The sequence below is a fragment of the Stenotrophomonas maltophilia genome, from assembly GCF_047782825.1.
GTDB lineage: Bacteria > Pseudomonadota > Gammaproteobacteria > Xanthomonadales > Xanthomonadaceae > Stenotrophomonas.
The window spans coordinates 4,273,181-4,297,878 of the sequence record NZ_CP180589.1 but is presented as its reverse complement, the minus strand read 5'-3'; the positions used below and the strand labels follow the sequence as shown (position 1 = coordinate 4,297,878).

Annotated in this window: 25 protein-coding genes and 1 tRNA gene; 13 read left to right on the top strand and 13 right to left on the bottom strand. The window is 66.3% G+C overall.

What is annotated here, in order from left to right:
* Positions 1–32 precede the first annotated feature (32 nt).
* On the top strand, positions 33–1,406 hold the full coding sequence (locus ACM2ZB_RS19785) for a sigma-54-dependent transcriptional regulator (RefSeq protein ID WP_416056689.1): 1,374 nt from the start codon (positions 33–35) through the stop codon (positions 1,404–1,406).
* 214 nt (positions 1,407–1,620) lie between these two features.
* Here the strand turns inward: ACM2ZB_RS19785 and pilB are convergent, their stop codons facing one another.
* Both pilB and ACM2ZB_RS19775 read right to left on the bottom strand, forming a co-directional pair.
* Positions 1,621–3,348 carry a type IV-A pilus assembly ATPase PilB gene (gene pilB, locus ACM2ZB_RS19780; RefSeq protein ID WP_416056688.1) on the bottom strand — a complete coding sequence of 576 codons (1,728 nt, stop codon included), beginning with the start codon at positions 3,346–3,348 and terminating at the stop codon, positions 1,621–1,623.
* Positions 3,349–3,466: 118 nt separating this feature from the next.
* Entirely contained in the window at positions 3,467–3,862 is a 396-nt protein-coding gene (locus tag ACM2ZB_RS19775) for a pilin (protein WP_416056687.1), read from the bottom strand.
* 352 nt (positions 3,863–4,214) lie between these two features.
* Here ACM2ZB_RS19775 and ACM2ZB_RS19770 point away from each other — a divergent pair, with 352 nt between their 5' ends.
* From ACM2ZB_RS19770 to coaE, 3 genes are read left to right on the top strand one after another with little or no spacing between them, the layout of a single operon-like run.
* Positions 4,215–5,474, top strand: a complete 1,260-nt coding sequence (locus tag ACM2ZB_RS19770) for a type II secretion system F family protein (protein ID WP_416058588.1) — start codon at positions 4,215–4,217, stop codon at positions 5,472–5,474.
* A 9-nt stretch (positions 5,475–5,483) separates the two neighbouring features.
* Positions 5,484–6,347 carry an A24 family peptidase gene (locus ACM2ZB_RS19765; protein WP_313441785.1) on the top strand — a complete coding sequence of 288 codons (864 nt, stop codon included), beginning with the start codon at positions 5,484–5,486 and terminating at the stop codon, positions 6,345–6,347.
* Positions 6,348–6,357: 10 nt separating this feature from the next.
* Positions 6,358–6,969 (top strand): dephospho-CoA kinase, encoded by a 612-nt coding sequence (gene coaE / locus ACM2ZB_RS19760; RefSeq protein ID WP_416056686.1) that lies wholly within the window; start codon positions 6,358–6,360, stop codon positions 6,967–6,969.
* An 89-nt stretch (positions 6,970–7,058) separates the two neighbouring features.
* Here coaE and ACM2ZB_RS19755 read toward each other — a convergent pair whose 3' ends face one another.
* The 6 genes from ACM2ZB_RS19755 to ACM2ZB_RS19730 all read right to left on the bottom strand — a co-directional run bounded on the left by ACM2ZB_RS19755 (position 7,059) and on the right by ACM2ZB_RS19730 (position 11,589).
* The gene (locus ACM2ZB_RS19755; RefSeq protein WP_313441789.1) at positions 7,059–8,429 is read right to left on the bottom strand and encodes a HAMP domain-containing sensor histidine kinase; all 1,371 of its coding nucleotides are present in this window, start codon (positions 8,427–8,429) and stop codon (positions 7,059–7,061) included.
* Positions 8,392–9,069: a response regulator transcription factor gene (locus ACM2ZB_RS19750; protein WP_005410804.1), complete on the bottom strand. Its 678-nt coding sequence runs from the start codon at positions 9,067–9,069 to the stop codon at positions 8,392–8,394. Before ACM2ZB_RS19750 ends, ACM2ZB_RS19755 begins: the two co-directional genes overlap by 38 nt.
* Before the next feature lie 8 nt (positions 9,070–9,077).
* On the bottom strand, positions 9,078–9,530 hold the full coding sequence (locus tag ACM2ZB_RS19745) for a hypothetical protein (RefSeq protein ID WP_416056685.1): 453 nt from the start codon (positions 9,528–9,530) through the stop codon (positions 9,078–9,080).
* Between the two features lie 94 nt (positions 9,531–9,624).
* Entirely contained in the window at positions 9,625–10,104 is a 480-nt protein-coding gene (locus ACM2ZB_RS19740) for a hypothetical protein (protein WP_416056684.1), read from the bottom strand.
* A gap of 267 nt (positions 10,105–10,371) precedes the next feature.
* On the bottom strand, positions 10,372–11,250 hold the full coding sequence (gene rimK, locus ACM2ZB_RS19735) for a 30S ribosomal protein S6--L-glutamate ligase (RefSeq protein WP_416058587.1): 879 nt from the start codon (positions 11,248–11,250) through the stop codon (positions 10,372–10,374).
* Between the two features lie 96 nt (positions 11,251–11,346).
* Positions 11,347–11,589 (bottom strand): hypothetical protein, encoded by a 243-nt coding sequence (locus tag ACM2ZB_RS19730; protein ID WP_416056683.1) that lies wholly within the window; start codon positions 11,587–11,589, stop codon positions 11,347–11,349.
* 192 nt (positions 11,590–11,781) lie between these two features.
* Here ACM2ZB_RS19730 and ACM2ZB_RS19725 point away from each other — a divergent pair, with 192 nt between their 5' ends.
* Complete coding sequence (locus ACM2ZB_RS19725) at positions 11,782–12,243, top strand: hypothetical protein (RefSeq protein ID WP_416056682.1); 462 nt, start codon at positions 11,782–11,784, stop codon at positions 12,241–12,243.
* A gap of 52 nt (positions 12,244–12,295) precedes the next feature.
* Here ACM2ZB_RS19725 and ACM2ZB_RS19720 read toward each other — a convergent pair.
* Together ACM2ZB_RS19720 and ACM2ZB_RS19715 are read right to left on the bottom strand one after the other, a co-directional pair.
* Positions 12,296–12,369 (bottom strand) — tRNA-Gly (locus tag ACM2ZB_RS19720).
* A 92-nt stretch (positions 12,370–12,461) separates the two neighbouring features.
* On the bottom strand, positions 12,462–14,294 hold the full coding sequence (locus ACM2ZB_RS19715) for an autotransporter outer membrane beta-barrel domain-containing protein (RefSeq protein WP_416056681.1): 1,833 nt from the start codon (positions 14,292–14,294) through the stop codon (positions 12,462–12,464).
* Positions 14,295–14,502: 208 nt separating this feature from the next.
* Between ACM2ZB_RS19715 and thiS the strand changes: the two genes are divergently transcribed.
* From thiS to ACM2ZB_RS19695, 4 genes are all read left to right on the top strand, one after another.
* Complete coding sequence (gene thiS, locus ACM2ZB_RS19710; RefSeq protein ID WP_313441828.1) at positions 14,503–14,703, top strand: sulfur carrier protein ThiS; 201 nt, start codon at positions 14,503–14,505, stop codon at positions 14,701–14,703.
* A 147-nt stretch (positions 14,704–14,850) separates the two neighbouring features.
* The gene (locus ACM2ZB_RS19705) at positions 14,851–15,645 is read left to right on the top strand and encodes a thiazole synthase (protein WP_313441800.1); all 795 of its coding nucleotides are present in this window, start codon (positions 14,851–14,853) and stop codon (positions 15,643–15,645) included.
* Complete coding sequence (gene trmB / locus ACM2ZB_RS19700) at positions 15,645–16,379, top strand: tRNA (guanosine(46)-N7)-methyltransferase TrmB (protein WP_313441802.1); 735 nt, start codon at positions 15,645–15,647, stop codon at positions 16,377–16,379. Before ACM2ZB_RS19705 ends, trmB begins: the two co-directional genes overlap by 1 nt.
* A gap of 27 nt (positions 16,380–16,406) precedes the next feature.
* On the top strand, positions 16,407–18,254 hold the full coding sequence (locus tag ACM2ZB_RS19695; RefSeq protein WP_416056680.1) for an SLC13 family permease: 1,848 nt from the start codon (positions 16,407–16,409) through the stop codon (positions 18,252–18,254).
* Between the two features lie 143 nt (positions 18,255–18,397).
* On the opposite strand, the gene ACM2ZB_RS19690 is transcribed toward ACM2ZB_RS19695, so the two are convergent.
* Positions 18,398–18,733, bottom strand: a complete 336-nt coding sequence (locus ACM2ZB_RS19690) for a Rieske (2Fe-2S) protein (RefSeq protein WP_108766130.1) — start codon at positions 18,731–18,733, stop codon at positions 18,398–18,400.
* A gap of 179 nt (positions 18,734–18,912) precedes the next feature.
* Here ACM2ZB_RS19690 and ACM2ZB_RS19685 point away from each other — a divergent pair, with 179 nt between their 5' ends.
* The 4 genes from ACM2ZB_RS19685 (at position 18,913) to ACM2ZB_RS19670 (ending at position 22,126) form a co-directional block, all read left to right on the top strand.
* A complete protein-coding gene (locus tag ACM2ZB_RS19685; RefSeq protein WP_313441807.1) occupies positions 18,913–19,197 on the top strand; it encodes a hypothetical protein in 285 nt (94 codons plus the stop codon).
* 69 nt (positions 19,198–19,266) lie between these two features.
* Positions 19,267–19,989: a fumarylacetoacetate hydrolase family protein gene (locus tag ACM2ZB_RS19680; RefSeq protein ID WP_313441809.1), complete on the top strand. Its 723-nt coding sequence runs from the start codon at positions 19,267–19,269 to the stop codon at positions 19,987–19,989.
* A 54-nt stretch (positions 19,990–20,043) separates the two neighbouring features.
* Complete coding sequence (mscL, locus tag ACM2ZB_RS19675) at positions 20,044–20,448, top strand: large-conductance mechanosensitive channel protein MscL (RefSeq protein ID WP_416056679.1); 405 nt, start codon at positions 20,044–20,046, stop codon at positions 20,446–20,448.
* A gap of 256 nt (positions 20,449–20,704) precedes the next feature.
* Complete coding sequence (locus ACM2ZB_RS19670) at positions 20,705–22,126, top strand: M28 family peptidase (protein ID WP_416056678.1); 1,422 nt, start codon at positions 20,705–20,707, stop codon at positions 22,124–22,126.
* A 62-nt stretch (positions 22,127–22,188) separates the two neighbouring features.
* On the opposite strand, the gene ACM2ZB_RS19665 is transcribed toward ACM2ZB_RS19670, so the two are convergent.
* A complete protein-coding gene (locus ACM2ZB_RS19665; RefSeq protein WP_416056677.1) occupies positions 22,189–23,640 on the bottom strand; it encodes an alanine/glycine:cation symporter family protein in 1,452 nt (483 codons plus the stop codon).
* A 14-nt stretch (positions 23,641–23,654) separates the two neighbouring features.
* Positions 23,655–24,647, bottom strand: coding sequence for a hypothetical protein (locus ACM2ZB_RS19660; protein ID WP_416056676.1), 993 nt, complete (start codon positions 24,645–24,647; stop codon positions 23,655–23,657).
* Positions 24,648–24,698: the final 51 nt, after the last annotated feature.

Here is a 24,698-nt window from a genome sequence, read left to right as displayed (position 1 = left end):
GCATCCAGCCCCCTCGTTTATCTTTCCTGCCCATGAACGAAACCCGCAGCGCCCTCGTCGTCGACGATGAGCGCGACATCCGCGAACTGCTGGTGCTGACCCTGGGCCGCATGGGCCTGCGCATCAGCACTGCCGCCAATCTGGCCGAAGCCCGCGAACTGCTGGCCAGCAATCCCTATGACCTGTGCATCACCGACATGCGCCTGCCCGACGGCAACGGCATCGAACTGGTCAGCGAGATCGCCCAGCACTACCCGCGCACGCCGGTGGCGATGATCACCGCGTTCGGCAGCATGGATCTGGCCGTGGAAGCCCTGAAGGCCGGCGCCTTCGATTTCGTCAGCAAGCCGGTGGATATCGGCGTGCTGCGCGGGCTGGTCAAGCACGCGCTGGAACTGAACAACAGCGAGCGCCCTGCCCCCGGCCCGGCCACTGAAGAGGCGGCCCGCCTGCTCGGCAGTTCGCCGGCCATGGACGTGCTGCGCGCCACCATCGGCAAGGTCGCCCGCAGCCAGGCCCCGGTCTACATCCTGGGCGAATCGGGCGTGGGCAAGGAACTGGTGGCGCGCACCATCCACGCGCAGGGCGCACGCGCTGCCGGCCCGTTCATTCCGGTCAACTGCGGCGCGATCCCGACCGAACTGATGGAAAGCGAGTTCTTCGGCCACCGCAAGGGCAGCTTCACCGGCGCCCATGCGGACAAGCCGGGCCTGTTCCAGGCCGCGCACGGCGGCACCTTGTTCCTGGACGAAGTGGCCGAGCTGCCGCTGCAGATGCAGGTGAAGCTGCTGCGCGCCATCCAGGAAAAGTCGGTGCGCGCCCTGGGCGCGGCCAACGAAGAGCCGGTGGACGTGCGCATCCTGTCGGCCACCCACAAGGACCTGGCCGAGCTGGTCGAGGACGGGCGCTTCCGCCATGACCTGTACTACCGCATCAACGTGATCGAGCTGAAGGTGCCGCCGCTGCGCGAGCGCCGCCAGGACCTGCCGGACCTGGCCGGATCGATCCTGGCCCGACTGGCCCGCAGCCATGGCCGCACCACGCCGCTGCTGGCGCCTTCGGCGCTGGATGCACTGGCCCAGTACGGCTTCCCGGGCAATGTGCGCGAACTGGAGAACATCCTGGAACGGGCGCTGGCCCTGGCCGAGGAAGACCGCATTGGTGCCGACGACCTGCGCCTGCCGCAGCACGGCCCGCGTGCGCACGGCAGCGCTGCGCCGCCCGAAGCGGTGGTCGACCTGCACCCTGGCAGTGCCGCCCTGCCCTCCTACATCGAGCAGCTCGAGCGCAGCGCGATCCAGCGCGCGCTGGAAGAAAACCGCTGGAACAAGACCCGTACCGCCGCGCAGCTGGGCATCACCTTCCGCGCGCTGCGCTACAAGCTGAAGAAGCTGGGGATGGAGTAAGGGCCGCCGGGCCTGGGGCCTGGGGCCTGGGGCCTGGGGTCGGATCCTTTTCCGCAGGAAAAGGCTCTGACCCCATTCGGATCACGCCATCCACGCATGGCGTGGATCTACGGCGGGATTCGTGGCGGATCATCCACGCATGGCGTGGATCTACCGTGGAAACCACCCACGCATGGCGTGGATCTACCGTGCGCGGACCGCAGCCCGCGTGGCATCAATCCTTAGTGACGCGGTTGATCTCGGCCAGGCTGGTGACGCCCGCTGCGACCTTCTTCAATGCCGACTGGCGCAGATCGTTCACTCCGATCGCCTGCGCAGCCTCGGCAATCTGCAGCGCGTTGCCGCCGGCCAGCACGATGGTGGAAATCTCATCGGTCATCGGCATCACCTGGTACAGGCCGGTACGGCCCTTGTAGCCCTCGGTGCATTCGTCGCAGCCGACCGCCTCATGCAGCTGGATGCCCGCATCCAGCTGCGCCTGGGTGAAGCCCTCGGCCAGCAGTGCGTGATCCGGAAGCGTCGTCGGCCGCTTGCAGTGGCTGCACAGACGGCGCGCCAGGCGCTGGGCGATCACCAGGGTGACCGAGCTGGTGATGTTGTACGGTGCGATGCCCATGTTCATCAGGCGCGCGATGGTCTGCGGCGCATCGTTGGTGTGCAGGGTTGAAAGCACCATGTGGCCGGTCTGCGCGGCCTTGATCGCGATTTCCGCCGTCTCCAGGTCGCGGATTTCACCGACCATGATGATGTCCGGATCCTGTCGCAGGAACGAGCGCAGGGCGGCGGCGAAGGTCATGCCGCGCTTGTTGTTCTGCTGCACCTGGTTGACGCCGGGCAGGCGGATTTCCACCGGGTCTTCGGCGGTGGAGATGTTGCGGGTCTCGTCGTTGAGGATGCCCAGCGCGGTATACAGCGACACCGTCTTGCCCGAACCGGTCGGGCCGGTCACCAGCACCATGCCGTAAGGCTTGTGGATGGCTTCCAGGAACAGCTTCTGCTGGTCCGGTTCATAGCCCAGCTTGTCGATGCCCAGCTTGGCCGCGCTGCCGTCCAGGATACGCAGCACCACCTTTTCGCCGAACAGCGTGGGCAGGGTACTGACGCGGAAGTCGATCTGCTTGGTCTTGGACAGGTTCAGCTTGATGCGCCCGTCCTGCGGCACGCGCTTTTCGGCGATATCCAGCTGCGCCATCACCTTCAGACGCGCGGCGATGCGCTGGTTCAACTTCACCGGCGCGCGCGCGACCATCTTCAGCAGGCCATCGATGCGCAGGCGCACGCGGTAATCGTCTTCGTAGGGCTCGAAGTGGATGTCCGAGGCGCCCTTGCGGATCGCATCGATCAGCACCTTGTTGACGAACTTCACCACCGGGGTGTCGTCGCCCTTGGCGTCGATGCCGCTGTCACCGCCGGCCATGTCCTCGTCGCCACCGGAAATATCCAGGTTGGCCAGCGCATCGTCGTCACCGCCCAGCGAATCGCCCAGGCTGTCGTGACTGGTGTGCCACTGTTCCAGCGTGCGGCGGATCTGGTCCTCGTCGACCAGGATCGGCTCCACCACCAGGTTGGTATGGAACTTGATCTCGTCCAGCGAGTGGGTCGGATTGCTGGTGCCGACGAACAGCTTCCCACCGCGCTTGAACAGCGGCAGCACGTTGTGCTTGCGCAGCAGTTCCTCGCTGACCAGGCTCATCGCGTTCTGGCTGGCATCGAAGGTGGATACATCGAACAGCGGCATGCCGAACTCGACCGCGTTGGCGGCCGCCAGCTGAGCGGCCCCCACGACTTTGTTCTGTGCGAACCAGGTGGGCAGCGGTTGCCTGGCCGCCGCCGCCTTGGCCATGGCATCACGGGCGCCCGCTTCATCCAGGGCGCCGTCCTGCACCAGGCGACGGGCCAGGCCGGTGATGCCGACGAGATTGGCGGTGGTGACTGCGTTCATGGCGGCGGACTTTGGAAGGGATGATCAGGTTATAGACGCCCGAAGCGGGCATTACAAATGCAGATGCCCGCGATTTCTCGCGGGCATCCGTGCGCTGATGATGCTCGCGCAGACTCGGTTACGGAGTCAGGGTCTCGCAAGCATCGGACTTGTAACCAGCAACGCTGGAAGCCGTCACGGTGCAGGTCCACTGGATCGGATCGGTCGAGTTAGCCGGAGCGGTCGGCTTGATATCAACAGTTGCGGTGTTGTCCTTCGACTTGCCGGCCAGCACCACGGTGCCGAGGCCAGTGCCACCGGTGCAGGCAGCTGCGCCCTGGCAAAGATCAGCCACTTCCGAAGCATAGTTCTCAGCGACCTTGATCTTCTCGCCGGCGACCGAGGCCACTGCCTGGGTGATCTTGGCGCGGGCGGTGTAGTTCTTGTACTGCGGCAGCGCGATGGCGGCCAGGATCGCGATGATCGCAACGACGATCATCAGTTCGATCAGGGTGAAGCCCTTCTGGTTCTTCATGGTTACATCCCCAAGATAAGTGGTGGTTGAGTCAGCGCACAGAATCGGTCCGGCCATCGGCCGGCTGAGCGGGTCCTGCACCCTGCGGGTGGATCAACGCAGGTTGCGTGCCAACCCCGGCACGCCTCCCCCTGAATTTCCCCGGAGCCAATAATGGCAGCAATTTTCGGGATGGGAACCCCCCGGAGGGAAATCTGCGACGGAGGCGGCAATGTGACGCAATGCGTCACCTTTTGTCGGCCCCCGCCACGATTTCGCACTTCCGCCCCCATCCCCGCTGCCCAGACGGCGATGAACCCGCTACCATCCGTTCTTGTATGTCCGCCTGGGGATGGCGGGCCGGGGAGCCAACATGTCTGTCAGTCGCAGTGCGATCAAGAAAGAGCCCGTGGCCCGCGCCACGATGGAACTGCAACCGTTTGTCTGGGAGGGGACCGACAAGCGGGGTGTGAAGATGAAAGGCGAGCAGCTGGCGAAGAACGCCAATCTGCTGCGCGCCGAGCTGCGCCGCCAGGGGATCAATCCCGGGCAGGTGAAGGCCAAGCCCAAGCCCCTTTTCGGCGGCTCCGGCAAGCCCATCAGCACCAAGGACATTGCCTTCTTCAGCCGTCAGATGGCGACGATGATGAAATCCGGCGTGCCGATCGTGTCGGCGCTGGAAATCATTGGCAGTGGGCACAAGAACGTGCGCATGAAAAAGATGGTCGACAGCATCCGCACCGACATCGAGGGCGGCTCGTCGCTGTATGAGGCGATCAGCAAGCACCCGGTGCAGTTCGATGAGTTGTACCGGAACCTGGTGCGCGCCGGCGAGGGTGCCGGCGTATTGGAAACGGTGCTGGACACCGTAGCCAACTACAAAGAGAACATTGAAGCCCTGAAGGGCAAGATCAAGAAGGCGCTGTTCTACCCGGCCATGGTGATCGCTGTGGCACTGTTGGTCAGCGCCATCCTGCTGATCTTCGTGGTGCCCCAGTTCGAGGACGTGTTCAAGAGCTTCGGCGCCGACCTGCCCGCCTTCACCCAGATGATCGTGGCCGCATCACGCTTCATGGTCGCGTGGTGGTGGCTGATCGCCATCATCGTCATCGGCAGCATCGTCGGCTTCGTCATGGCGTACAAACGCTCGCCGAAGATGCAACATGGGATGGACCGGTTCATCCTGAAGGTGCCGGTGATCGGCCAGATCATGCATAACAGCGCCATCGCGCGGTTCTCGCGCACCACGGCGGTGACCTTCAAGGCTGGCGTGCCGCTGGTGGAGGCCCTGGGCATCGTTGCCGGCGCCACCGGCAACAAGGTCTACGAAGAAGCCGTGCTGCGCATGCGTGACGACGTCTCGGTCGGCTACCCGGTCAACATGGCGATGAAGCAGACCAACATGTTCCCGCACATGGTCATCCAGATGACCGGCATCGGCGAAGAGGCCGGCGCACTGGATGCCATGCTGTTCAAGGTGGCCGAGTATTATGAGCAGGAGGTCAACAATGCCGTTGACGCCTTGAGCAGCCTGCTCGAACCGATGATCATGGTGTTCATCGGCGTGGTAGTGGGCGGCATGGTCGTCGGCATGTACCTGCCGATCTTCAAGCTCGCCTCCGTCGTCGGATAAGAATAAACAATGGCATTTCTCGACCAGCACCCCGGCCTCGGCTACCCCGCCGCAGCCGCCCTGGGACTGCTGCTGGGCAGTTTCCTGAACGTGGTCATCCTCCGCATGCCCAAGCGGCTGGAATGGCAGTGGAAGCGCGATGCGCGCGAAGTCCTGGAAGAACCGGACTTCTACGAACCACCCCCACCGGGGATCGTGGTCGAGCCGTCGCACTGCCCGCACTGCAAGCACAAGCTGTCCTGGTACGAGAACATCCCGCTGTTCAGCTGGATCATCCAGGGCGGCAAGTGCCGCCACTGCAAGGCCCCCATCTCCATCCAGTACCCGCTGGTGGAGGCGCTGACCTCGGTGATGGTGCTGGCCTGCGTCTGGCAGTTCGGTTTCGGCTGGCAGGGCTTCGGCGCGATCGTGCTGACCTGCTTCCTGATCGCCCTGTCCGGCATCGACCTGCGCACCCAGCTGCTGCCCGACCAGTTGACCCTGCCACTGATGTGGCTGGGCCTGATAGGCAGCATCGACAACCTGTACATGCCCGCCAAGCCGGCCCTGCTGGGCGCCCTGCTCGGCTATCTGTCGCTGTGGTCGGTGTGGTGGCTGTTCAAGCAGCTGACCGGCAAGGAAGGCATGGGCCACGGCGATTTCAAGCTGCTGGCTGCCCTGGGCGCGTGGTGCGGGATGAAGGGCATCCTGCCGATCATCCTGATGTCCTCGGTGCTGGGCGCGATCATCGGCTCGATCTGGCTGTACAGCCGTGGCCGCGACAAGGCCACGCCGATTCCGTTCGGCCCCTACCTGGCGCTGGCCGGCTGGCTGTTCTTCATGTGGGGCGAGCCGCTGCTGAACCAGTACATGGTCATGAGCGGGCTGCGCTGACGGCATCGCCATGAGCCGCTACGTGGTGGGCCTGACCGGCGGCATCGCCGCTGGCAAAAGCGAGGTCACCCGGCGCTTCGAGGCGCTGGGCATCACGGTGGCCGACGCCGATCTGGCCGCCCGCGCCGCGGTGGCGGCCGGCAGCCCGGCCCTGGCCCGCATTGCCGAGCGCTTCGGCGCGGACATGCTGCTGGACGACGGCAGCCTGGACCGGGCACGCCTGCGCGCCCACGTATTCGCCGACCCGGCCGAACGGGTCGCGCTGGAAGCGATCACCCACCCGGCCATCCGCCTGCTGATGCAACAGCAGTGCGAGCAGGCGGCCAGCCCCTACGCACTGGCGGCCATCCCGCTGCTGACCGAAGTGGGCGGGCGAACGGCCTACCCCTGGCTGGACCGCGTACTGGTGGTGGATGCGCCGGAAGCCGTGCAGCACGCCCGGCTGATGCAGCGCGATGGCATTGATGCCGCGCTGGCGGACCGGATGATCGCCGCCCAGGCCAGCCGGGCGCAGCGGTTGGCGCTGGCCGATGACGTGGTGGTCAATGATGGGCAGCCGGAGGACCTGCAGGTTCAGGTGGAGCAGCTGCATGCGCGGTATCTGGGGTTGGCCGGGGGTTGAGGCCTGGTTGCCGGCCAGCGGCCAGCGGCCAGCGGCCAGCACCATCAAAGCGTATCCACGCATGGCGTGGATCTACTGTAGAGCTCCGCTTACAGGGGCTTCGGCGAAAACGTCAGTGTCGCAATCACACCGCGCTGCCCACCCGGGCGCACGCTCACCTGCCAGCCGTACAGATCGCACAGGCGGCTGACGATCGACAGGCCAATGCCGCCGCCCTGCGAGTGCCCGGCATGGGTACCGCGATACCCGCGCTGGAACAGCTTGGCCGCATCTTCTTCGCTCAGGCCGGGGCCGCTGTCGGTCACCGACACGGCATTGGCGGCGACATGCACGCGCACGTCGCCGTCCTGCGAATACTTCACCGCGTTGCCGATCAGGTTGCCCAGCGCCACCGAAAGCGCGGCCTCGGGAGCATCGATCACCAGATCGCGCTCGCCCTCCAGCACCAGCTCCAGGGGCTTGCCGCCCAGCTGTGCCCGATGGGCATCGAGCAGCTGCTCGGCCACGCGGGCCACGTTGCTGGTGCCCTGCCCGCGCTCGTTGCGCGACAGCAGCAACAGGGCGCCAATCAGGTCGCTGCACTGCTGTTCGGCGCGCTGGATGCGCTGCAGGCGCTGCAGCACCTTCTCGTCCAGGCCGGGGCGGGTCAGCAGCAGTTCGGTTGCGCCGCGGATGACCGCCAGCGGCGTACGCAGCTCATGGCTGACGTCCGCATTGAACTCGCGGTCGCGCTGCACCACCTCGGTCAGGCGCGAGGAATAATCGTCCAGCGCCTGCGCCAGCTGCCCCACCTCGTCATCGGGGAAGCGCGGTGCCAGCGGCTCAGGGTCGCTGGTGCCGCCGCGATAGGCGCGCAGCCGCGCCGCCAGGTCCGACACCGGCTTCATCACCTTCGACGCCGACCACCAGCCCAGCACCAGCGACAACAGGCTGAACACCAGCACCGACAGGATCAGCGCGCGGTTGAGCTGCTGCCCACCACGGGCGCTGTCGGTCATGTCGTAGGCAAGGAAGGCCCAGGCATCGGGTGTCTTGCGCACCGCCAGCTTGTAGGAATAGCGCTGGCCGCGTTCGTCGACGCCGCCCATGTTGTACAGGCCGTCCTTGAACTCGAACCAGTCCGGTTCTTCCTGCCGCAGCGCCTCGAACTTGTCCGGCTTGATCAGCCGGGCACGCATCTGCTGCACCGGCAGGTCGGGATTGCGGTCGGGGCTTTCGTAGTAGCGCCGCACATACTCGTTGATGTTGCGGTTCATCACGTCTTCCACCAGCTGGTTTTCCACGCGCATGCGCGCCCAGTTGGTGGCAAAGGCGAACAGTGTCGTCAGGCAGAAGCCCAACAACACGAACGAGACGATGATGCGGCTGCGCAGGCGCCGCCTGTAGGGCGTACGCCGGCGCTCCCCCTTGGTTGCCACCGAATCAGGCTTCCGGCGTGGCGATGCGGTATCCGATGCCATGGCGGGTCTGGATCAGCGGCACTTCGAAGGGCTTGTCGACCACCGCGCGCAGGCCGTGGATATGCACGCGCAGCGAATCGGAATCCGGCAGCTCCTCACCCCACACGCGGGTTTCCAGCTCCTGGCGGGTTACCACCGCCGGCGCGGCTTCCATCAGCGCCTGCAGGATCTTCAGCGCCGTCGGGTTCAGCTGCAGCAGCTTGCCCTGGCGGCGCACTTCCAGCGTGTCCAGGTTGTATTCCAGATCGCCGGTTTCCAGCACACGGGTCTGCACGCCCTTGCCGCGGCGCGACAGCGCGTTCAAGCGCACTTCCACTTCCTGCAGCGCGAACGGCTTGATCAGGTAGTCGTCGGCGCCCGAGTCGAAACCGGCCAGCTTGTTGTCCAGCGAATCGCGGGCGGTCAGCATCAGCACCGGGGTCTGCTTGCGCGCTTCATTGCGAAGCTTGCGGCAGACCTCGATGCCGTCCATGCCGGGCAGGTTGAGATCCAGGACAATCGCGTCGAACTCGTGCACCACGGCCAGATGCAACCCGGTGACCCCGTCAGCGGCGAAGTCCACGGTGTGGCCCCGGTCCTCCAGGTAGTCGCCAAGATTGGCGGCGATGTCGCTGTTGTCTTCGATTACCAGGATTCTCACTGTCACCTCTAGTTGTTTAGGGTACGACCGCCGCGCTGGGCCCGGATCATGTCCCGATCTGCTGCTTCGCGCTGCCGCGCACGCTCTGCAACAGTAGCGCACTGCGTGGTGGCCCGGTTGGTACCGGTGGTCTTTTCACGTCGGCATATTAGACGACTATCTTCACGCGCCTGTGTCAAAACCGTGTTCACGATCTCCTGGTCGTTGAACATCTGGGTTCGGACCGATTCAGGCATCGACACACCGTCGGCGTACTTCTCGCCCACACCGCGCAGGCGGGCCAGGACTTCGCGCACGCGCGTACGCTCCTGGGCGCCCAGCTCCGAATAGGTTTCACCGTCGCCCAGCTGCTTTTCAATCGCTTCAATCTGCGGCACCAGCGGCTTGCCCGGTTCGAGCACCGCATTCTTGGCGTGTACGGCAAAACACAGGCCCAGCGCAGGCACCAGCAGCGCAACCATCAATGGATGCTTCATGACGAACAAATCCCTGTTTGAGTGAATGCCGACTGTATGGGCTGTTGATTCCGGTCAGCAAGTGCCCACCGGGGGCCGCTCAGCGCCCTGCCGGCGGCGGGCTGAGGGTCTGGTAGCTGCGCTGATCGTTGAGCAGGGCCTTGCCCTTCTCCTCGATGCGACGGCGCTCGGCCACGGTCAGGCAGCGGCTCTTGGGCATGTTGCTGCCGGTCGTGCGCGTGTGCTGGCAGACCTGACGGCTGTCGTCATGGGCGCGGGTCAGGATGGTGTTGATCCGTTCCTGGTCGTTGAAGACTTCGTTCTGCAGGGTGCCGGGCAGTTCCTGCACGGTCTGGCGGTCGCCCATCCGCTGGGTGATGCGCGCCAGCGCCTGCCGCACGGCGGTGCGGTCATCGGCGGAGATTTCGTTGTAATCACCGTCGTCCAAGGCCTGTTCGACCTGGCGGACCTGCTCGGCCACCGGGGCCTGCCGATCCATCTGGACCACGGCTTTTTCCGACTTGGCCTGGGCGACAGCAGACAGGCCCAGCAACAGCGCGATCATCGTGATGCGGTACATCGCCAATCTCCCGATCCATCCCGGAACGAAGGCCCAACTCTACGAGTCCGCCTGCTCCACCACAAGGGACTTCCGGCAGGGATGGCGGGACCGCGCGCGGGCATAAAAAAGACCCAGGCGGTGCACCCGCCTGGGCCTGAAGTCGTATCCCGATTACCGATCCTGCTGAGAGGCAGAGCTGCGGTGCGTTGAAGGCTACGCCGGCACCGATTAAAGCGGTGTTAAACCCGGCCGGCAATCTTCAGGAAATTCGCAAGCCATTGAAAATCAAGGCTTCTTTATCTTCTCCACGTGGGCAATGATGCGGCCGGCCACATCCACCTGGCAGGCCGCTTCGATGCCCTCCAGGCCGGGGGTGGAGTTGACCTCCAGCACCAACGGGCCGCGCTCTGACCGGATCAGGTCCACCCCGCACACCGACAGCCCCAGCGCCTTGGCCGAGCGCACCGCCACCTGCTGCTCGGCGCGGCTGGCCTTGGCCGCCAGGGCCGTGCCACCGGCATGCAGGTTCGAACGGAAGTCGCCTTCGGGGGCCTGCCGCTGCATCGAGGCCACCACCTGGTCGCCCACCACGAAGCAGCGCAGGTCCGCGCCCTTGGCCTCGCCGATGAACTCCTGCATCAGGAAATTGGCGTACAGGCCCCGCAACGCTTCGACAATCCCGCGCGAGGCACTGGCCTTTTCAGTCAGGATGACGCCACGGCCCTGGGTGCCTTCGTTGAGCTTCACCACATGCGGTGGCGGGCCCAGCATGGACAGCAGGTCGACCGTGTCATCGGGGTTGTCGCCGAACACCGTGACCGGCATGTCGATGCCCTTGGCCGCCAGCAGCTGGTGCGCGCGCAGCTTGTCGCGCGAGCGCAGGATGGCGTCGGAAGGATTGGGCGTGCGCGCGCCCATCAGTTCGAACTGGCGCAGCACGGCGGTGCCGTAGCGGGTGATCGAGGCACCGATGCGCGGAATGACCACATCCACGCCGGTCATCGGCCGGCCCTTGTAGTGCATCGAGAAGCCATCGGCGGCGATGCGCATGTAGCAGCGCAGCGGGTCGAGGATGCGGACGGTATGCCCGCGCCCGCGCGCCGCTTCGACCAACCGGCGGGTGGAGTACAACGAGCTGTTGCGGGACAGGATGGCGAGCTTCATCGCGGCGGCAGTGGACGGCAGGCGCGCAGCATAGCGCGGCCGCGTTGCGGGCGGATGATGCCGCGGGCGGCGGATTTCACGCGCCATGCAGGACGCTCAGCCGTCGCCGCCAGCGCGGGCCGGACAGCCGCGGGCGGCCTCGCCCAGCGCCGCCACGCAGGCCATCTGCAGGGCCGAGCCGCTGAAGGCCTGCTGGTAGATCTGCTCGATCAGCTGCGCAGCGCAGGGGCCACCGGCACGGCCCAGCGCGCGCACGGCCTCAAGCTGCTTGTTGGAGCCGACACCGGCGGAAAGAAAGATCTGATGGATGCGTTCCACGACATCGTCTCTGCAGTTCACGGCAAGCAGCTCCTTCCAGGTGAACCACCACGCTAGCCGCCTGCTCCCTGCCCGCCCATGGGAAAAGTTTGAAAGTGCGGACTGCCATGCTTGGGCAGTGCATTTAGGACTTCTACGAAATTGTCGCGATTGGCTGGAACCGGATGACCGCACCCATCCACCATGCAGGTACCACCCCAACCGGAAACACCGATGTCGAAGATGGAACAACTTGCAGTGAAACTGCAGGAATCCGCACAGGCGGAGCAGGCAAAGGCCGACGCCGTGGCAAAGCACTACCAGGACTGGATCCAGTCACTGCACGGCCTGTTCGACAGCATCGAGCAGTGGCTGCAACCGTTGGTCCGGGCCGGGGTTGCCAAGATTGCCCGCAGGACCATGACCATCACCGAGCGGCCAACGCCCGATCTGGAGAAAACCTACGACGCGCCCGCGCTGGCGCTGGAAATCAATGGCAAGGCCGCCATGATCAAGCCCCTCGCACGCTTCTGCTTCGGTTGCCAGGGGCGGGTGGACATCCTGGCGCGGGAAAACCAGTGGTACCTGACGCGGCAGCTGGAACCGGCCGACGTCTGGTACCTGCACACGCATGATCGCGACCGCGGCCAGGTACTGGATGCAGACACACTGGCCAGCGTATTCGCGGCCTACTGAGGCGGTCTGGCGGGGCCGGCGCGGCGGAAATGCGGCGCGGCGGTGCAGGACATGGAGCGGGCGATGGGAATCGAACCCACGTCAGTAGCTTGGGAAGCTACAGCTCTACCATTGAGCTACGCCCGCATTGCAGGGTGAAAGTCTATGCGCAGCAGCGGGTGTTGAGCAATGGGGTCAGGGCCCTTTCCTGGCGGAAAGGGCCCTGACCCCGATCTGGATCAGAAGCTGCCGCTGAAGCTGGCGAACAGCGTGGCGTCCTGCGAACGCTTCTGCAGGGTATTGGCGCTCAGGCCGATGTTGCTCTGCAGGCCGAACAGTTCCATGCGCGCGCCGAGGATGGCGGTTGCATAGTTCTTGTCGAAGTCCATGCCCGGCACGCGGTACATGCCCACGTCCGGCAGGCTCTGCACCCAGGCGCTGGCCTGCTTGGTGTCTTCGAACTCGTGGTCGTAGGTCACCTGCACGTACGGCTTGACGGCGCCGCCATCGAAGCGGGCCTGCCAGCCGATGCGGCCGACGGTGGAATCGACGTCCTGCTTGCCGTAGCCCAGCGCGGTGGCCAGGGTGCCGGCATCGGCGCTTTCGGTGTAGCCGTCGATCTTGACCTTCTGCCAGATCACCGAGGCGATCGGACCGTGGCGGAAGCCGCCCTCGGTACCGAACTCGTAGCCGGCGTTCAGGGCCGCGGTCAGGTTGCTGCCGTCCGGCGAGCCGCCGTGTTCACGGGTGGCCGGGCCCAGATGGACCTTGCGGTTCACGTCATAGGACAGCCAGGTGTAGCTGACCTGGCCGTTGACCCACATGCGGTCGCCGTACCAGCCGGCGAACAGGCCGGCAGTGGTGTCCTTCTGGGTGAAGTCGCCACGGTTGTTGCCGAAGTCGGCGTTCATGCGGCCGAAGCCGGCGAAACCGCCGACGACCATGCCGTCACGTGCCCAGTCGACACCGAACAGGCCGGCCGGGGCCAGGCCGTCGTACACATCGGCGTGGTCGTAGCGCTGCATGTCACCACGCACACCACCCCACCAGGACAGGCCGTCGGCCGGACGACCGGCCTGATGCAGGCTGACCTGGTCGGCGCGCGAACGGCCGATGGTCTGCGCCGAATGCGTCAGGATCTGCTGCAGGCGCGGGCCTTCCAGGATCGAGATGGCGTACTGGCCCAGCATCTGATGCGCGGCCGAGGTCGGGTGCACGTCATCGGCGAACAGGTAGGTGCTGGCGGCATCCGGGCGCACGTAGGCCAGCGGGCTGCAGGTCAGCGACGAGGCGGTGAGGCAGGCGCGGCCGGTGACGTTGCTGAAACCGTACATGCCCGGATTGGCGATGATTTCGCGCAGCAGGGTGTAGGTGTCCAGCGGAATGAAATCGACGCCGGCCTGCTTCAGGCCACCGTACAGGGCGCTGTTATAGGCGTTGGACAGGGCCGTGCCCTGAACACGCGCAGCGGCGCCGCGGTCGATGAAGCCCGGGGTGGAGCCGATATCGGGCAGGTTCGGCACCAGCACATACTGGGCGCCGGCCTGCTTCAGGCTGGCCACGATGCCGATCTGGTCGGTAACCGCCGCGCCGATCACGGCCGGCGCCTGGGCCGGGTTGGTGATCTGGAACAGGTCGTTGGCCCCCCCCCAGACGGTGTACAGCGCGCGCGGGTCGGCCTTGCCACCGTTGGCTGCGAGATAGTTGGCAGTCTGCGTCTTCAGCGACGGCACCAGGACATTGCCCAGCTGCGGGTTGCGGAAGTCGGTGCCGACACGGGCGCCGCCCACGGCGTAGTTGTCACCGGTCTGACCGTTGCCGTTCGGGCTGGCGTTGGTGCCGTAGTAGTCGGCCACCCACTGCGCCCATTCCCAGCCGGGGTTGGTGGTGGACTGGCCGGTTACCGGGCGCACGTCCGGCGGCAGCAGCGGGCGGAAGTAGCCGCTGTCGGTCAGGCTGTCACCGATGAACACGGTACGGGTGAACGGGGATTCGCCTGCCATGGCCGGCAGCGCGGCGAGCGCGATCGCGGCCGCCATGAGGGAGCGGATCGGGCGTTTGCTGAGCAGCATGTAAAAACTCCTGGGGGAAAAATGTTGGGGATCCGGCACACACGTACGCCGGCGCACGGTGAATGGTTTCACCGTGCCGCCGATTGCTCACGCTGCGCCGCCGCATGAATTGTCGCCCGATCCCCCGTCGAAGGGGTGTGCCGGAGGTGGCGTGCAGGCCAGGTTGCAACTGTTCCGATCCCGCCGGGCCATCGGCGACAATGTCCGGATGAACATCCAGCTCAATGGCGAACCCCGCACCCTGCCCGCCGCGGCGACCCTCCACGACCTGCTTGCCGCCGAGCAGCTGCTGCAGCGCCGGGTGGCGGTGGAAGTGAACGGCGAGATCGTCAGCCGCAGCCGCCATGGCGAACATGTGCTGGCCGATGGGGATGTGGTGGAGATCGTGCACGCGCTGGGCGGTGGTTGAGGTCCAGGGGTCGGATCCCATCGCATCGCGAGGGGCTCCGACCCCGAATCACCCAGCAGCGGGTCAGAGCCCTTTGCCGCGGGCAAAGGGATCCGACCCGGCCCTCTGCGTGACCCCATCTTCAGGCGGATAAGCGATAATCACGCCATGAACCTTCATGTCTCCCCCGATTCGCTGGTGATCGCCGGCAAGACCTACGGCTCGCGGTTGCTCACCGGCACCGGCAAGTTCAAGGATCTGGAAGAAACCCGCCTGGCCACCGAGGCCGCTGGCGCGCAGATCGTCACCGTGGCCATCCGCCGCACCAACATTGGCCAGAACCCGGGCGAACCGAACCTGCTGGACGTGCTGCCGCCGGACCGCTACACCATCCTGCCCAACACCGCCGGCTGCTACACCGCCGAGGACGCCGTGCGCACCTGCCGCCTGGCCCGTGAGCTGCTGGACGGCCACAACCTGACCAAGCTGGAAGTGCTGGGCGACCAGAAGTCGCTGTATCCGGATGTGGTGCAGACCCTCAAGGCCGCCGAGCAGCTGGTCAAGGACGGCTTCGAGGTGATGGTCTACACCTCCGACGACCCGATCCTGGCCAAGCGCCTGGAAGAGATCGGCTGCGCTGCGGTGATGCCGCTGGCTGCGCCCATCGGTTCGGGCCTGGGCATCCAGAACAAGTACAACCTGCTGCAGATCATCGAAGACGCCAAGGTACCGATCATCGTCGATGCCGGCGTGGGTACCGCCTCCGATGCCGCCATCGCGATGGAACTGGGCTGCGACGGCGTGCTGATGAACACCGCCATTGCCGGTGCACGCCACCCGGTGCTGATGGCCAGCGCCATGCGCAAGGCCGTCGAAGCCGGCCGCGAGGCCTTTCTGGCCGGGCGCATCCCGCGCAAGCGCTACGCCAGCGCCTCCTCCCCGGTGGATGGGCTGATCGGCTGATGACCAATCCTTTCGACAGCGCCGGCTCCAAGGCCCCGCCCAAGCCCTTCACCGTGAACGAAGGCCGCCGTGAGGTGCGCAGCTTCGTGCTGCGCCAGGGCCGCTTCACTCCCGCCCAGCAGCGCGCGTTCGACGAACGCTGGCCGCGCTTTGGCATCGACTACAACGGCCAGCCGCGCGATCTGGATGCCACCTTCGGCCGCCCGGCGCACAAGGTGCTGGAAATCGGTTTCGGCAACGGCGCCGCGCTGCGTTTCGCCGCCCAGCACGACCCGTCGCGCGACTACATCGGCATTGAGGTGCACGCCCCCGGCGTGGGCCGCCTGCTGAACGCGCTGGCCGACGACAACGCCGACCACGTGCGCCTGTACCACCACGACGCCGTGGAAGTGCTGCAGAACGAGATCGCCGATGGCGCGCTGGACGAAGTGCGCATCTATTTCCCGGACCCGTGGCACAAGAAGCGCCACAACAAGCGCCGCCTGCTGCAGCCCGCGTTTGCCGAGCTGATCGTGCGCAAGCTGCGCCCGGGTGGCCGCCTGCACTGCGCCACCGACTGGGAAGACTATGCCGAGCAGATGTGGGACGTGCTCGACGCCACCGCCGGCCTGGTCAACCGCGCCGGCCCGCGTGGCAGCGTGCCGCGCCCGGACTGGCGCCCGCAGACGCACTTCGAGACCCGTGGCCAGAAGCTCGGCCATGGCGTCTGGGACCTGTTGTACGACCGCACCTGATGATCGCCTGAGGACGCTGCGCCCCACATGGATACCGCGCTGACGCTGACCAACGACATGAAGCTCGTTCTCGGGCTGGTCGGCTTCACGATGGCGATGTTCCTGTTCGAGCGCATCCGCGCCGACGTGGTCGCGCTGGTGGTGCTGGTGGTGCTGGGCGTCACCGGCCTGATCGCGCCGGAGGAAATCTTCGGTGGCTTCTCCGGTAACGCGGTGATGAGCATCATCGCCACCACCATCCTCGGTGCGGGCCTGGACCGCACCGGGGCGCTGAACCGGCTGGCGGCGTGGCTGCTGCGGCGCGGCCATGGCATCGAACAGCGCCTGCTGATGATGACCACGGCCATCGCCGGCCTGAACTCGTCCTTCATGCAGAACCCATCGGTGATGGCGCTGTACCTGCCGGTCGCCTCGCGGCTGGCGGCGCGTACAGGGCTGACGATGCAGCGCCTGCTGCTGCCGATTTCGGCGGCGATCGTGATGGGCGGCGCACTGACCATGGTCGGCAATTCGCCGCTGATCCTGCTGAACGATCTGCTGGCCTCGGCCAACAACAACCTGCCTTCCGGCCTGGCCACCATCGAGCCGCTGCGCATGTTCGCGCCGCTGCCGATCGGCGTGGCCCTGCTGATCGCTTCGCTGCTGTATTTCCGCTACTACGGCGACCGCAAGCTGATCGAAGAGGAACGGCTGGTCAACGACGGAGTGACCCCGGCGCGCACCGAGAGCTACTTCGCCAAGACCTACGGCATTGAAGGCGATGTGTTCGAACTGGTGGTCACCGCCGAAAGCCCGCTGGTGGGCATGACCCTGGGCGAGGCCGAGAACCTGCACGATGCGCCACTGCTGCTGGCGCTGAAGACCGGCAACGACACCCGCCTGGCGCCGCCGGCGGAGATGCGCATCTGGGTGGGCAGCGTGCTGGGCGCGATGGGCCCGCGCGACCAGGTGAACGATTTCGCGCAGAACCAGTTCCTGCGCATGTCCTCGCGCCTGAAGCACCTGGGCGACCTGTTCAACCCCAGCCGCGCCGGCATTTCCGAAGCGGTGGTGCCGCCCACGTCCGGGGTGATCGGCAAGACTGCCGGCGACCTGCGCCTGCGCAAGGAGCGCGGCATGAGCCTGCTGGCGATCAACCGCGACAAGCAGGTGATCCGCGAAGACGTGCGCGACGTGCCGCTGCGCGCCGGCGACATGCTGGTCTTCCACAGCATCTGGACCGACCTGGCGCAGGCGGCCAAGAGCCGCGACTTCGTGGTGGTGACCGACTACCCCACCGGCGAACAGCGCCCGCACAAGTTCAAGATCGCCATGGCGATCTTCGCCCTGACCATCCTGATCGCGCTGACCAGCAAGCTGCCGGTGGCGCTGACCCTGATGACCGGCGTGGCCGGCATGCTGCTGACCGGCGTGCTGCGCATGGACGAGGCCTATGCCTCGATCAACTGGAAGACGGTGTTCATGATGGCCGGGCTGATTCCGCTCGGCTGGGCAATGGATTCCAGTGGCGCGGCGGCGTGGGTGGCCGGCCACACCATCGACAAGCTGCCCACCGGCATTCCGGTGTGGGTGCTGGAGCTGGCGCTGGCCTTGCTGACCACGGTGTTCTCGCTGGTGATCAGCCATGTGGGCGCGACCATCGTGATGGTGCCCATTGCGGTGAACCTGGCGCTTGCAGCGGGCGGCAACCCGACGGCGTTCGCGCTGATCGTGGCGCTGTCGGCGTCCAACAACCTGATGACGGCCTCCAACCCGGTGATTTCGATGATCACCGGCCCGGCCAACTACACCCCGCGTGAGATGTGGCGGGTCGGCGGACCGTTGTCGCTGATCTACACGCTGGTGGTGGTGGTGATGATCAACCTGATGTTCTGAAGGGGCGCGAATCCACGCATGGCGTGGATCTACTTGTAGAGCAGGCCATGCGTGGATGCCGTTGCCCGCCCGCAGCCCGCAGTAGATCCACGCCATGCGTGGATGCTTTTGTAGAGTCGAGCCGTGCTCGACTGCTCCTGGCCTCAGGCCAGGTAAACCTGTCCGTCGCGGATATCCACCGGCACGGCGCGCAGGCGGTCGCCCTTGCAGGGGCCGGCGATGCAGTCGCCGCTGTCCAGGGCGAACGAGGCGCCGTGGGCGGCGCATACCAGGTGGCCTTCGCGGCTTTTCAGGAACTGCCCCGGCGCCCAGTCCAGGCGGCGGCCGGCGTGCGGGCAGATGTTCAGGAACGCGCGCACCTGCGCGCCATCGCGGTACAGCACCAGCGATTCGGCATCGCCCTCCACCACCGCTTCGACCTCGGCAAACGCCCCATCGGCAAGGGCTTCAAGGGCGATCAGGGCAGTTGCGGCAGTCATGGCGGAAGGCTCGGACGGAAACCCGGATTGTCGCATGCCTGCTCAGGTGACTGGCTCCGACATGAACACAAGTCATTGATCCGTAATAAGCAAAGGCTATATTTAACGAGTTTTTCACTCAATGACAGTGGCGCATCCCGATACTCTGGTTTCGCTGATCCCAGCCCAATCGAGCCGCCATGTTTACTCGCGCTTCCGCCTTCAACCAGTTCCGCACCCTGTTCGCGCCGCGCAAGCCGCGCCACCCGCTGGTGCGCGTTGCCGTGGGCCTGCTCGGCCTGGCGATCCTGGCAGCGATGGTGTTCATCGGCGTGTTCGTCGGCGCGGCCATGATCCTGATCGGCCTGGCCTGGAAGCTGCTGGCCTCGCGCAAGTCCGTTGGCGCGCGCCGCGCGGCCGATGCCAACGTGGTCGAAGGCGAATATCGCGTGGTGCGCAAGTCAGCTTTGCCGATGTCGCGCTGATGCGGTCGCCCGCTGACGTGGGCGCCACAGCGTTCTAGACTGCGGGGGCCTTCCTACTGGAACCCCCGCATGTCCACTGCCGTTGTTTCCGATGTGATTCCTGCCCCCGCCGTGCCGCGCGTACCGGTGGTGGGCGGTGGCACATTCCCGGTCCACCGCATCTACTGCGTCGGCCGCAATTTCGCCGACCATGCGCGTGAGATGGGCGCTGCGGTGCCGGCCGCCGATGATCGCGGCCGCCCCATGTTCTTCTGCAAGCCGGCCGACGCCATCGTGGTCGGCCATGACGATGTGATCCCCTACCCGCCCGCCACCGGCAACCTGCACCACGAGGTGGAGCTGGTGGTGGCCATTGGCGTTGATGCGCCGGCCGGTGAGCTGGCCGTGGCCGATGCCGAGGCGCTGGTCTACGGCTATGCCGTGGGCCTGGACCTGACCCGCCGCGACCTGCAGGCCGCCGCCAAGGAAAAGGGCCACCCGTGGGATTCGGCCAAGGGCTTCGATGCCTCCGCGCCGATCAGCGAGATCGTGCACGCCGGTGAAGTGGGTGACCTGGCCGCGCTGAACCTGTCGCTGGAAGTCAACGGCGAAGTGCGCCAGCAGTCACTGCTCGACCAGATGATCTGGAACGTGCCGGAAATCCTGCACGAGCTATCCAAGCTGTGGCAGCTGCGTGCCGGCGACCTGGTGTTCATGGGCACCCCCTCCGGCGTGGCCGCGCTGAAGCCCGGCGACCGTTTCAGTGCACGACTGGAAAACGTGGCCGAGCGCCACGGCGTCATCGCTGGCTGACATCGCCTGCGCTACCCTGCCCGCTGTCCCCTCGCCCTCAGGAGAAAAACAAGAATGGGAATGCTCACCGAGTTCAAGGAATTCGCGATGCGCGGCAATGTCATCGACCTCGCCGTTGGCGTGGTGATCGGCGCGGCCTTCGGCAAGATCGTCACCGCACTGGTGGAGAAGATCATCATGCCACCGCTGGGCATGCTGATCGGCAAGGTGGATTTCTCCGATCTGGCCTGGACGTTGTCACCGGCGACGATCGGCGCCGATGGCAAGGAGATCCCGGCGGTGGTGATCGGCTACGGTGATTTCCTCAACACCCTGGTGCAGTTCATCATCGTGGCCTTCGCCATCTTCATGGTGATCAAGGTGATCAACCGCCTGTCGCGCAAGAAGGATGCTGCCCCGGCCGCACCGAAGGAAGAAGTGCTGCTGCTGCGCGAGATCCGCGACAACCTGAAGAAATAAGGTGCCGGGCGCCATCGCGCGCCCCGCGTACCCGTAGAGTCGAGCTTGCTCGACTGCTCTGGACAGTCGTCAAGGTAGCGCCGGGCCATGCCCGGCGAGCGAAGCGGTTCGTGGACCTCCGCCGGGCATGGCCCGGCGCTACCGCTTTGCCGTTCATGGCCGGAAAACAGCGTCCGCTGCAGCCATGACCTCCCACCCATGCGCAGGGCTGAACCACTGTTAAGCTCCAAGGCTGATTCCCTTCCCGGAGCTGTCCATGCGTCGCCGCGTCCTTGCCATCGCATCCTCCCTCGCCCTGCTGGCCGCGCCGGCCTTTGCGGCGCCGCGCACCACCACCCTGCCCCCTGCCTCGCTGGCCACCGCCGCGCAGCTGCGCGACCAGGCCCTGGCCGATGACACCGGCTGGAAGGTGGTGGAATCGCTGACCACCGAAATCGGCCCGCGCATTGCCGGCGGCGAAGCCGATGCCCGCGCCGTGGCCTGGGCCGAAGCCAAGTTCAAGGCGCTCGGCTTCGACAAGGTGTGGAAGGAGCCGGTCACCTTCCCCAAGTGGGAACGCCGCAGTGAACACGCCGCCGTGACCGGCAAGAACCCGCAGCCGCTGCAGATCACCGCGCTGGGCGGCAGCCCGGGCGGTACGGTTGAGGCCGAAGTGGTGCGCTTCGCCGACCTGGCCGCGCTGCAGGCCGCACCGGCCGGTTCGCTGAAGGGCAAGATCGCCTTCGTCGATTACCAGATGCTGCCCTTCCGCGATGGCCGCGATTATGGCCGCGGCGGCGCGATCCGAAGCAAGGGCCCGTCCGAGGCGATCCGCAAGGGCGCCGTCGGCTTCCTGATGCGCTCGGCCGGTACCGATTCGCACCGCGTGCCGCACACCGGCATCACCCGCTACGACGATGGCCTGACCCCGGTGCCGTCGGCGGCCCTGTCGGTGCCCGATGCCGACCAGCTCGCGCGCCTGCTCGCGCGCGGTTCAACCACCGTGAAGGTGGCCCTGGACTGCGGCTGGGATGGCACGGCCACCTCGTACAACGTGATCGGCGAGATCACCGGCCGTACGCTGCCCAAGGAAGTGGTGGTGATCGGCGGCCACCTCGATTCGTGGGACCTGGGTACCGGTGCCGTCGATGATGGCGCCGGGGTGGGGATCACCATGGCCGCCGGCCACCTGATCGGCCAGCTGAAGCAGGCGCCCAAGCGCACCATCCGCGTGGTCGCCTTCGCCAATGAAGAGCAGGGCCTGTATGGCGGCAAGGCCTACGCCGAGGCGCATGCCAAGGACGTGGCCCTGCACCAGCTGGCCGCCGAAAGTGATTTTGGCGCCGGCCGCATCTACGCGTTCAATACCGGCTCGCCGAATCCGGAAGGTTCGCGCGATGCAACGCGCCAGATCGCCGAGGTGATGAAGCCGCTGGGCATCGAGTACCAGGCCGACAAGGGCGGCCCGGGCCCGGACGTCGGTCCGCTGGCCGCCAAGGGCGGTGCCTGGGCGTGGCTCGCGCAGGATGGATCGGACTACTTCCACCTGCACCACACCGCCGACGACACGCTGGACAAGATCGACCCGAAGGCGCTGGCACAGAACGTGGCCGCCTACACCGTGTTTGCCTATCTGGCCGCTGAAGCCGATGGCAGCTTCGGCAGCGAAGCCAAGGCGACCACGCCGCCGAACGAGTGAGGCGATGATGGGGTTGGGGTCAGATCCCTCGCCTTGGGCGAGGGCTCTGACCCCGCTTACGTTCAACGCTCCCAGACACGCGTGTTGCGCACGCCAATCGCCTGCGGGTTGAACAACGGATCACGCTGCCCGCGCTTCTGCTGCTCGTAATCGCGCAGTGCTGCCAGTGCGGGGCGTTGCAGCAGCAGGATGGCGATGATGTTCAACCAGCTCATCATGCCCACGCCAATATCGCCCAGTGCCCAGGCCACCGTTGCGGTGTTGACCGCCGAATAGCCCGTGGCGGCCAGAAACAACACCTGGAAACCGGTGACCGTCGCGCGTCCGGGACGATCACGGCACAGGTAGCTGACGTTGGTTTCGGCCATGTAGTACAGCGCCAGGATCGTGGTGAAGGCGAACGGCAGGATCGCCAGCGCGACGAACGATTTGCCGAAGCCTGGCAGCGCCGATTCCACCGCATGCTGCACGTAGCGCGGCCCCGCCTCGACACCCGGCAGATTGGCGAACAGCAGGCGCGCCTCGTCGGGCACACCGTTCACGGCCGGGTCGTAGACGTTGTACAGCCCGGTCGACAGGATCAGGAACGCCGTTGCGCTGCACACCACCATGGTGTCGATGTAGACCGAGAACGACTGCACCAGGCCCTGCTTGACCGGGTGCGAGACTTCCGCCGCGGCAGCCGGATGCGCGCCACTGCCCATGCCGGCCTCGTTGGACAGCACGCCGCGACGCACGCCCCACTGGATGGCGGTACCGATCATCGCGCCGAACGCGGCGTCCACGCCGAACGCGCTGCGCAGGACCAGGGCGAAGACCTCGGGAACCTTGTCCACGTTGATGACCATGACCACGGCCGCGACCAGCAGATAGGCCACCGCCATGATCGGCACCACCCACTCTGCCACCCGCGCGATGCGGCGCACGCCGCCATACAGCACGGCCGCCAGGATGACCAGCAGCACCGCCGTGGTGCCCGCTACCGGGATACCCCAGGCCTCGTTCACCGCGCTGGTGATGGCGTTGGACTGCGTGCCCGCCAGCATCGCCCCGGCCAGCACGGTGACCAACGCGAACAGCACCGCATACCAGCGCTGGCCCAACCCTTTTTCGATGTAGTACGCCGGGCCGCCACGGTACTGGCCGCTGGCATCGCGCTCCTTGTAGATCTGCGCCAGCGTCGATTCGATGAAGGCGCTGGAGGCACCGAGGAAGGCGACGATCCACATCCAGAAAATCGCGCCCGGGCCACCGAATGCGATGGCCATGGCGACACCGGCGATGTTGCCGACACCGACCCGGCTGGACAGGGACAACGACAACGCCTGGAATGGTGAGACGCCCGCGGCGGAGCGCTCGTGGCGGAACATCAGCCGCAGCATGTCCGGCAGCGCGCGCAGCTGGATGAAGCGCGTGCGCACGCTGAAGTACAGGCCGGCCAGCAGGCAGAGCACGACCAGCCACGGGCTCCAGATGATGCCCAGCAGGACGTTGACGATCGATTCGATGCTCATCATGTACCAGCCCCTCAGAAGAACACGCCCAGGGCGACCTGGGGGCTGACGATGCGGCCGGTGTTGCGGCCAGCCACGGTGAACTCGACACCGGCGATCAGGCCCAGCGACGGGCTGAAGTGATACTCGACCGCCGGCGCCAGGGTCAGCGAGCGGCTGGCCGGGCGCAGTTCATTGACACGACGTCCGTTGCCGTCGGCGGTGGGCATGAAGCCGATCAGGCGCTGGCCGGTTTCGCGGCTGGCGGCGACTTCCATCACCCCCACCCAGCGGTCGTTGAAGCTGTACTCGCCGGCCACCGAGAGCCCCAGCACCGAGCCTCGCGCGATGTGACCCTGGAAGCCCGCTTCGGTGCCGTAGATGCTGGCGCCGGACAGTGCCGTACGCGCGGGCGCAGGCCCGGCCATCAGCTGCCCGCGCCAGCGCAGCGGCCGCCCGTTCGGCATCCACACCACCTGCTGCACGCCCAGCGCCAGGGTGGTGCGCTGCACGCCATCACCCTGTGCATCCAGTGGATTGCCGCTGATGCGGTCGTGGCTGCCGGTGCTGAAGCGCTGTGTCAGCGCCAGCGACACCGCGGGCCGGGTGCCATCCGCGTTCGGCGCCTGCAGCACGTACTGCAGGCGGGCGGTGGTATCACCGGCACGGAAACCGCCGCTGTGCCCGCTGCCGGACTCCGCCCGCGACGCACTGAGGTTGACTTGGCCCATCAGGCGGTCGCTGAAGCCGTACATCACCGGCATGACCACCGCCCATGCACCGCTGTCCTGCGCACTGCGCCGGCGCTCGCCGTCGGCATCGTAGTGCGCGTTGCTGTCGACGCGGACCAGGTAGGGTTCGAGGAACCAGCGGCCCTGTGGCAGGCCGGCGGGATTGGGGGTGATCAGCGGCCCCATGAAATTGACGTTCTCCAAGCTGTGCTCGCTGGCATCAGCACTGGCACTGGCACTGGCCACTACACAGGCCAGCAGCAGGGAGACGGACAGGGTGCGTTGCAGGTGGGACATGACAGCCACTCCGGTAACAACGAGGGATGGAGTTCCACCCTGCGTCGCCGG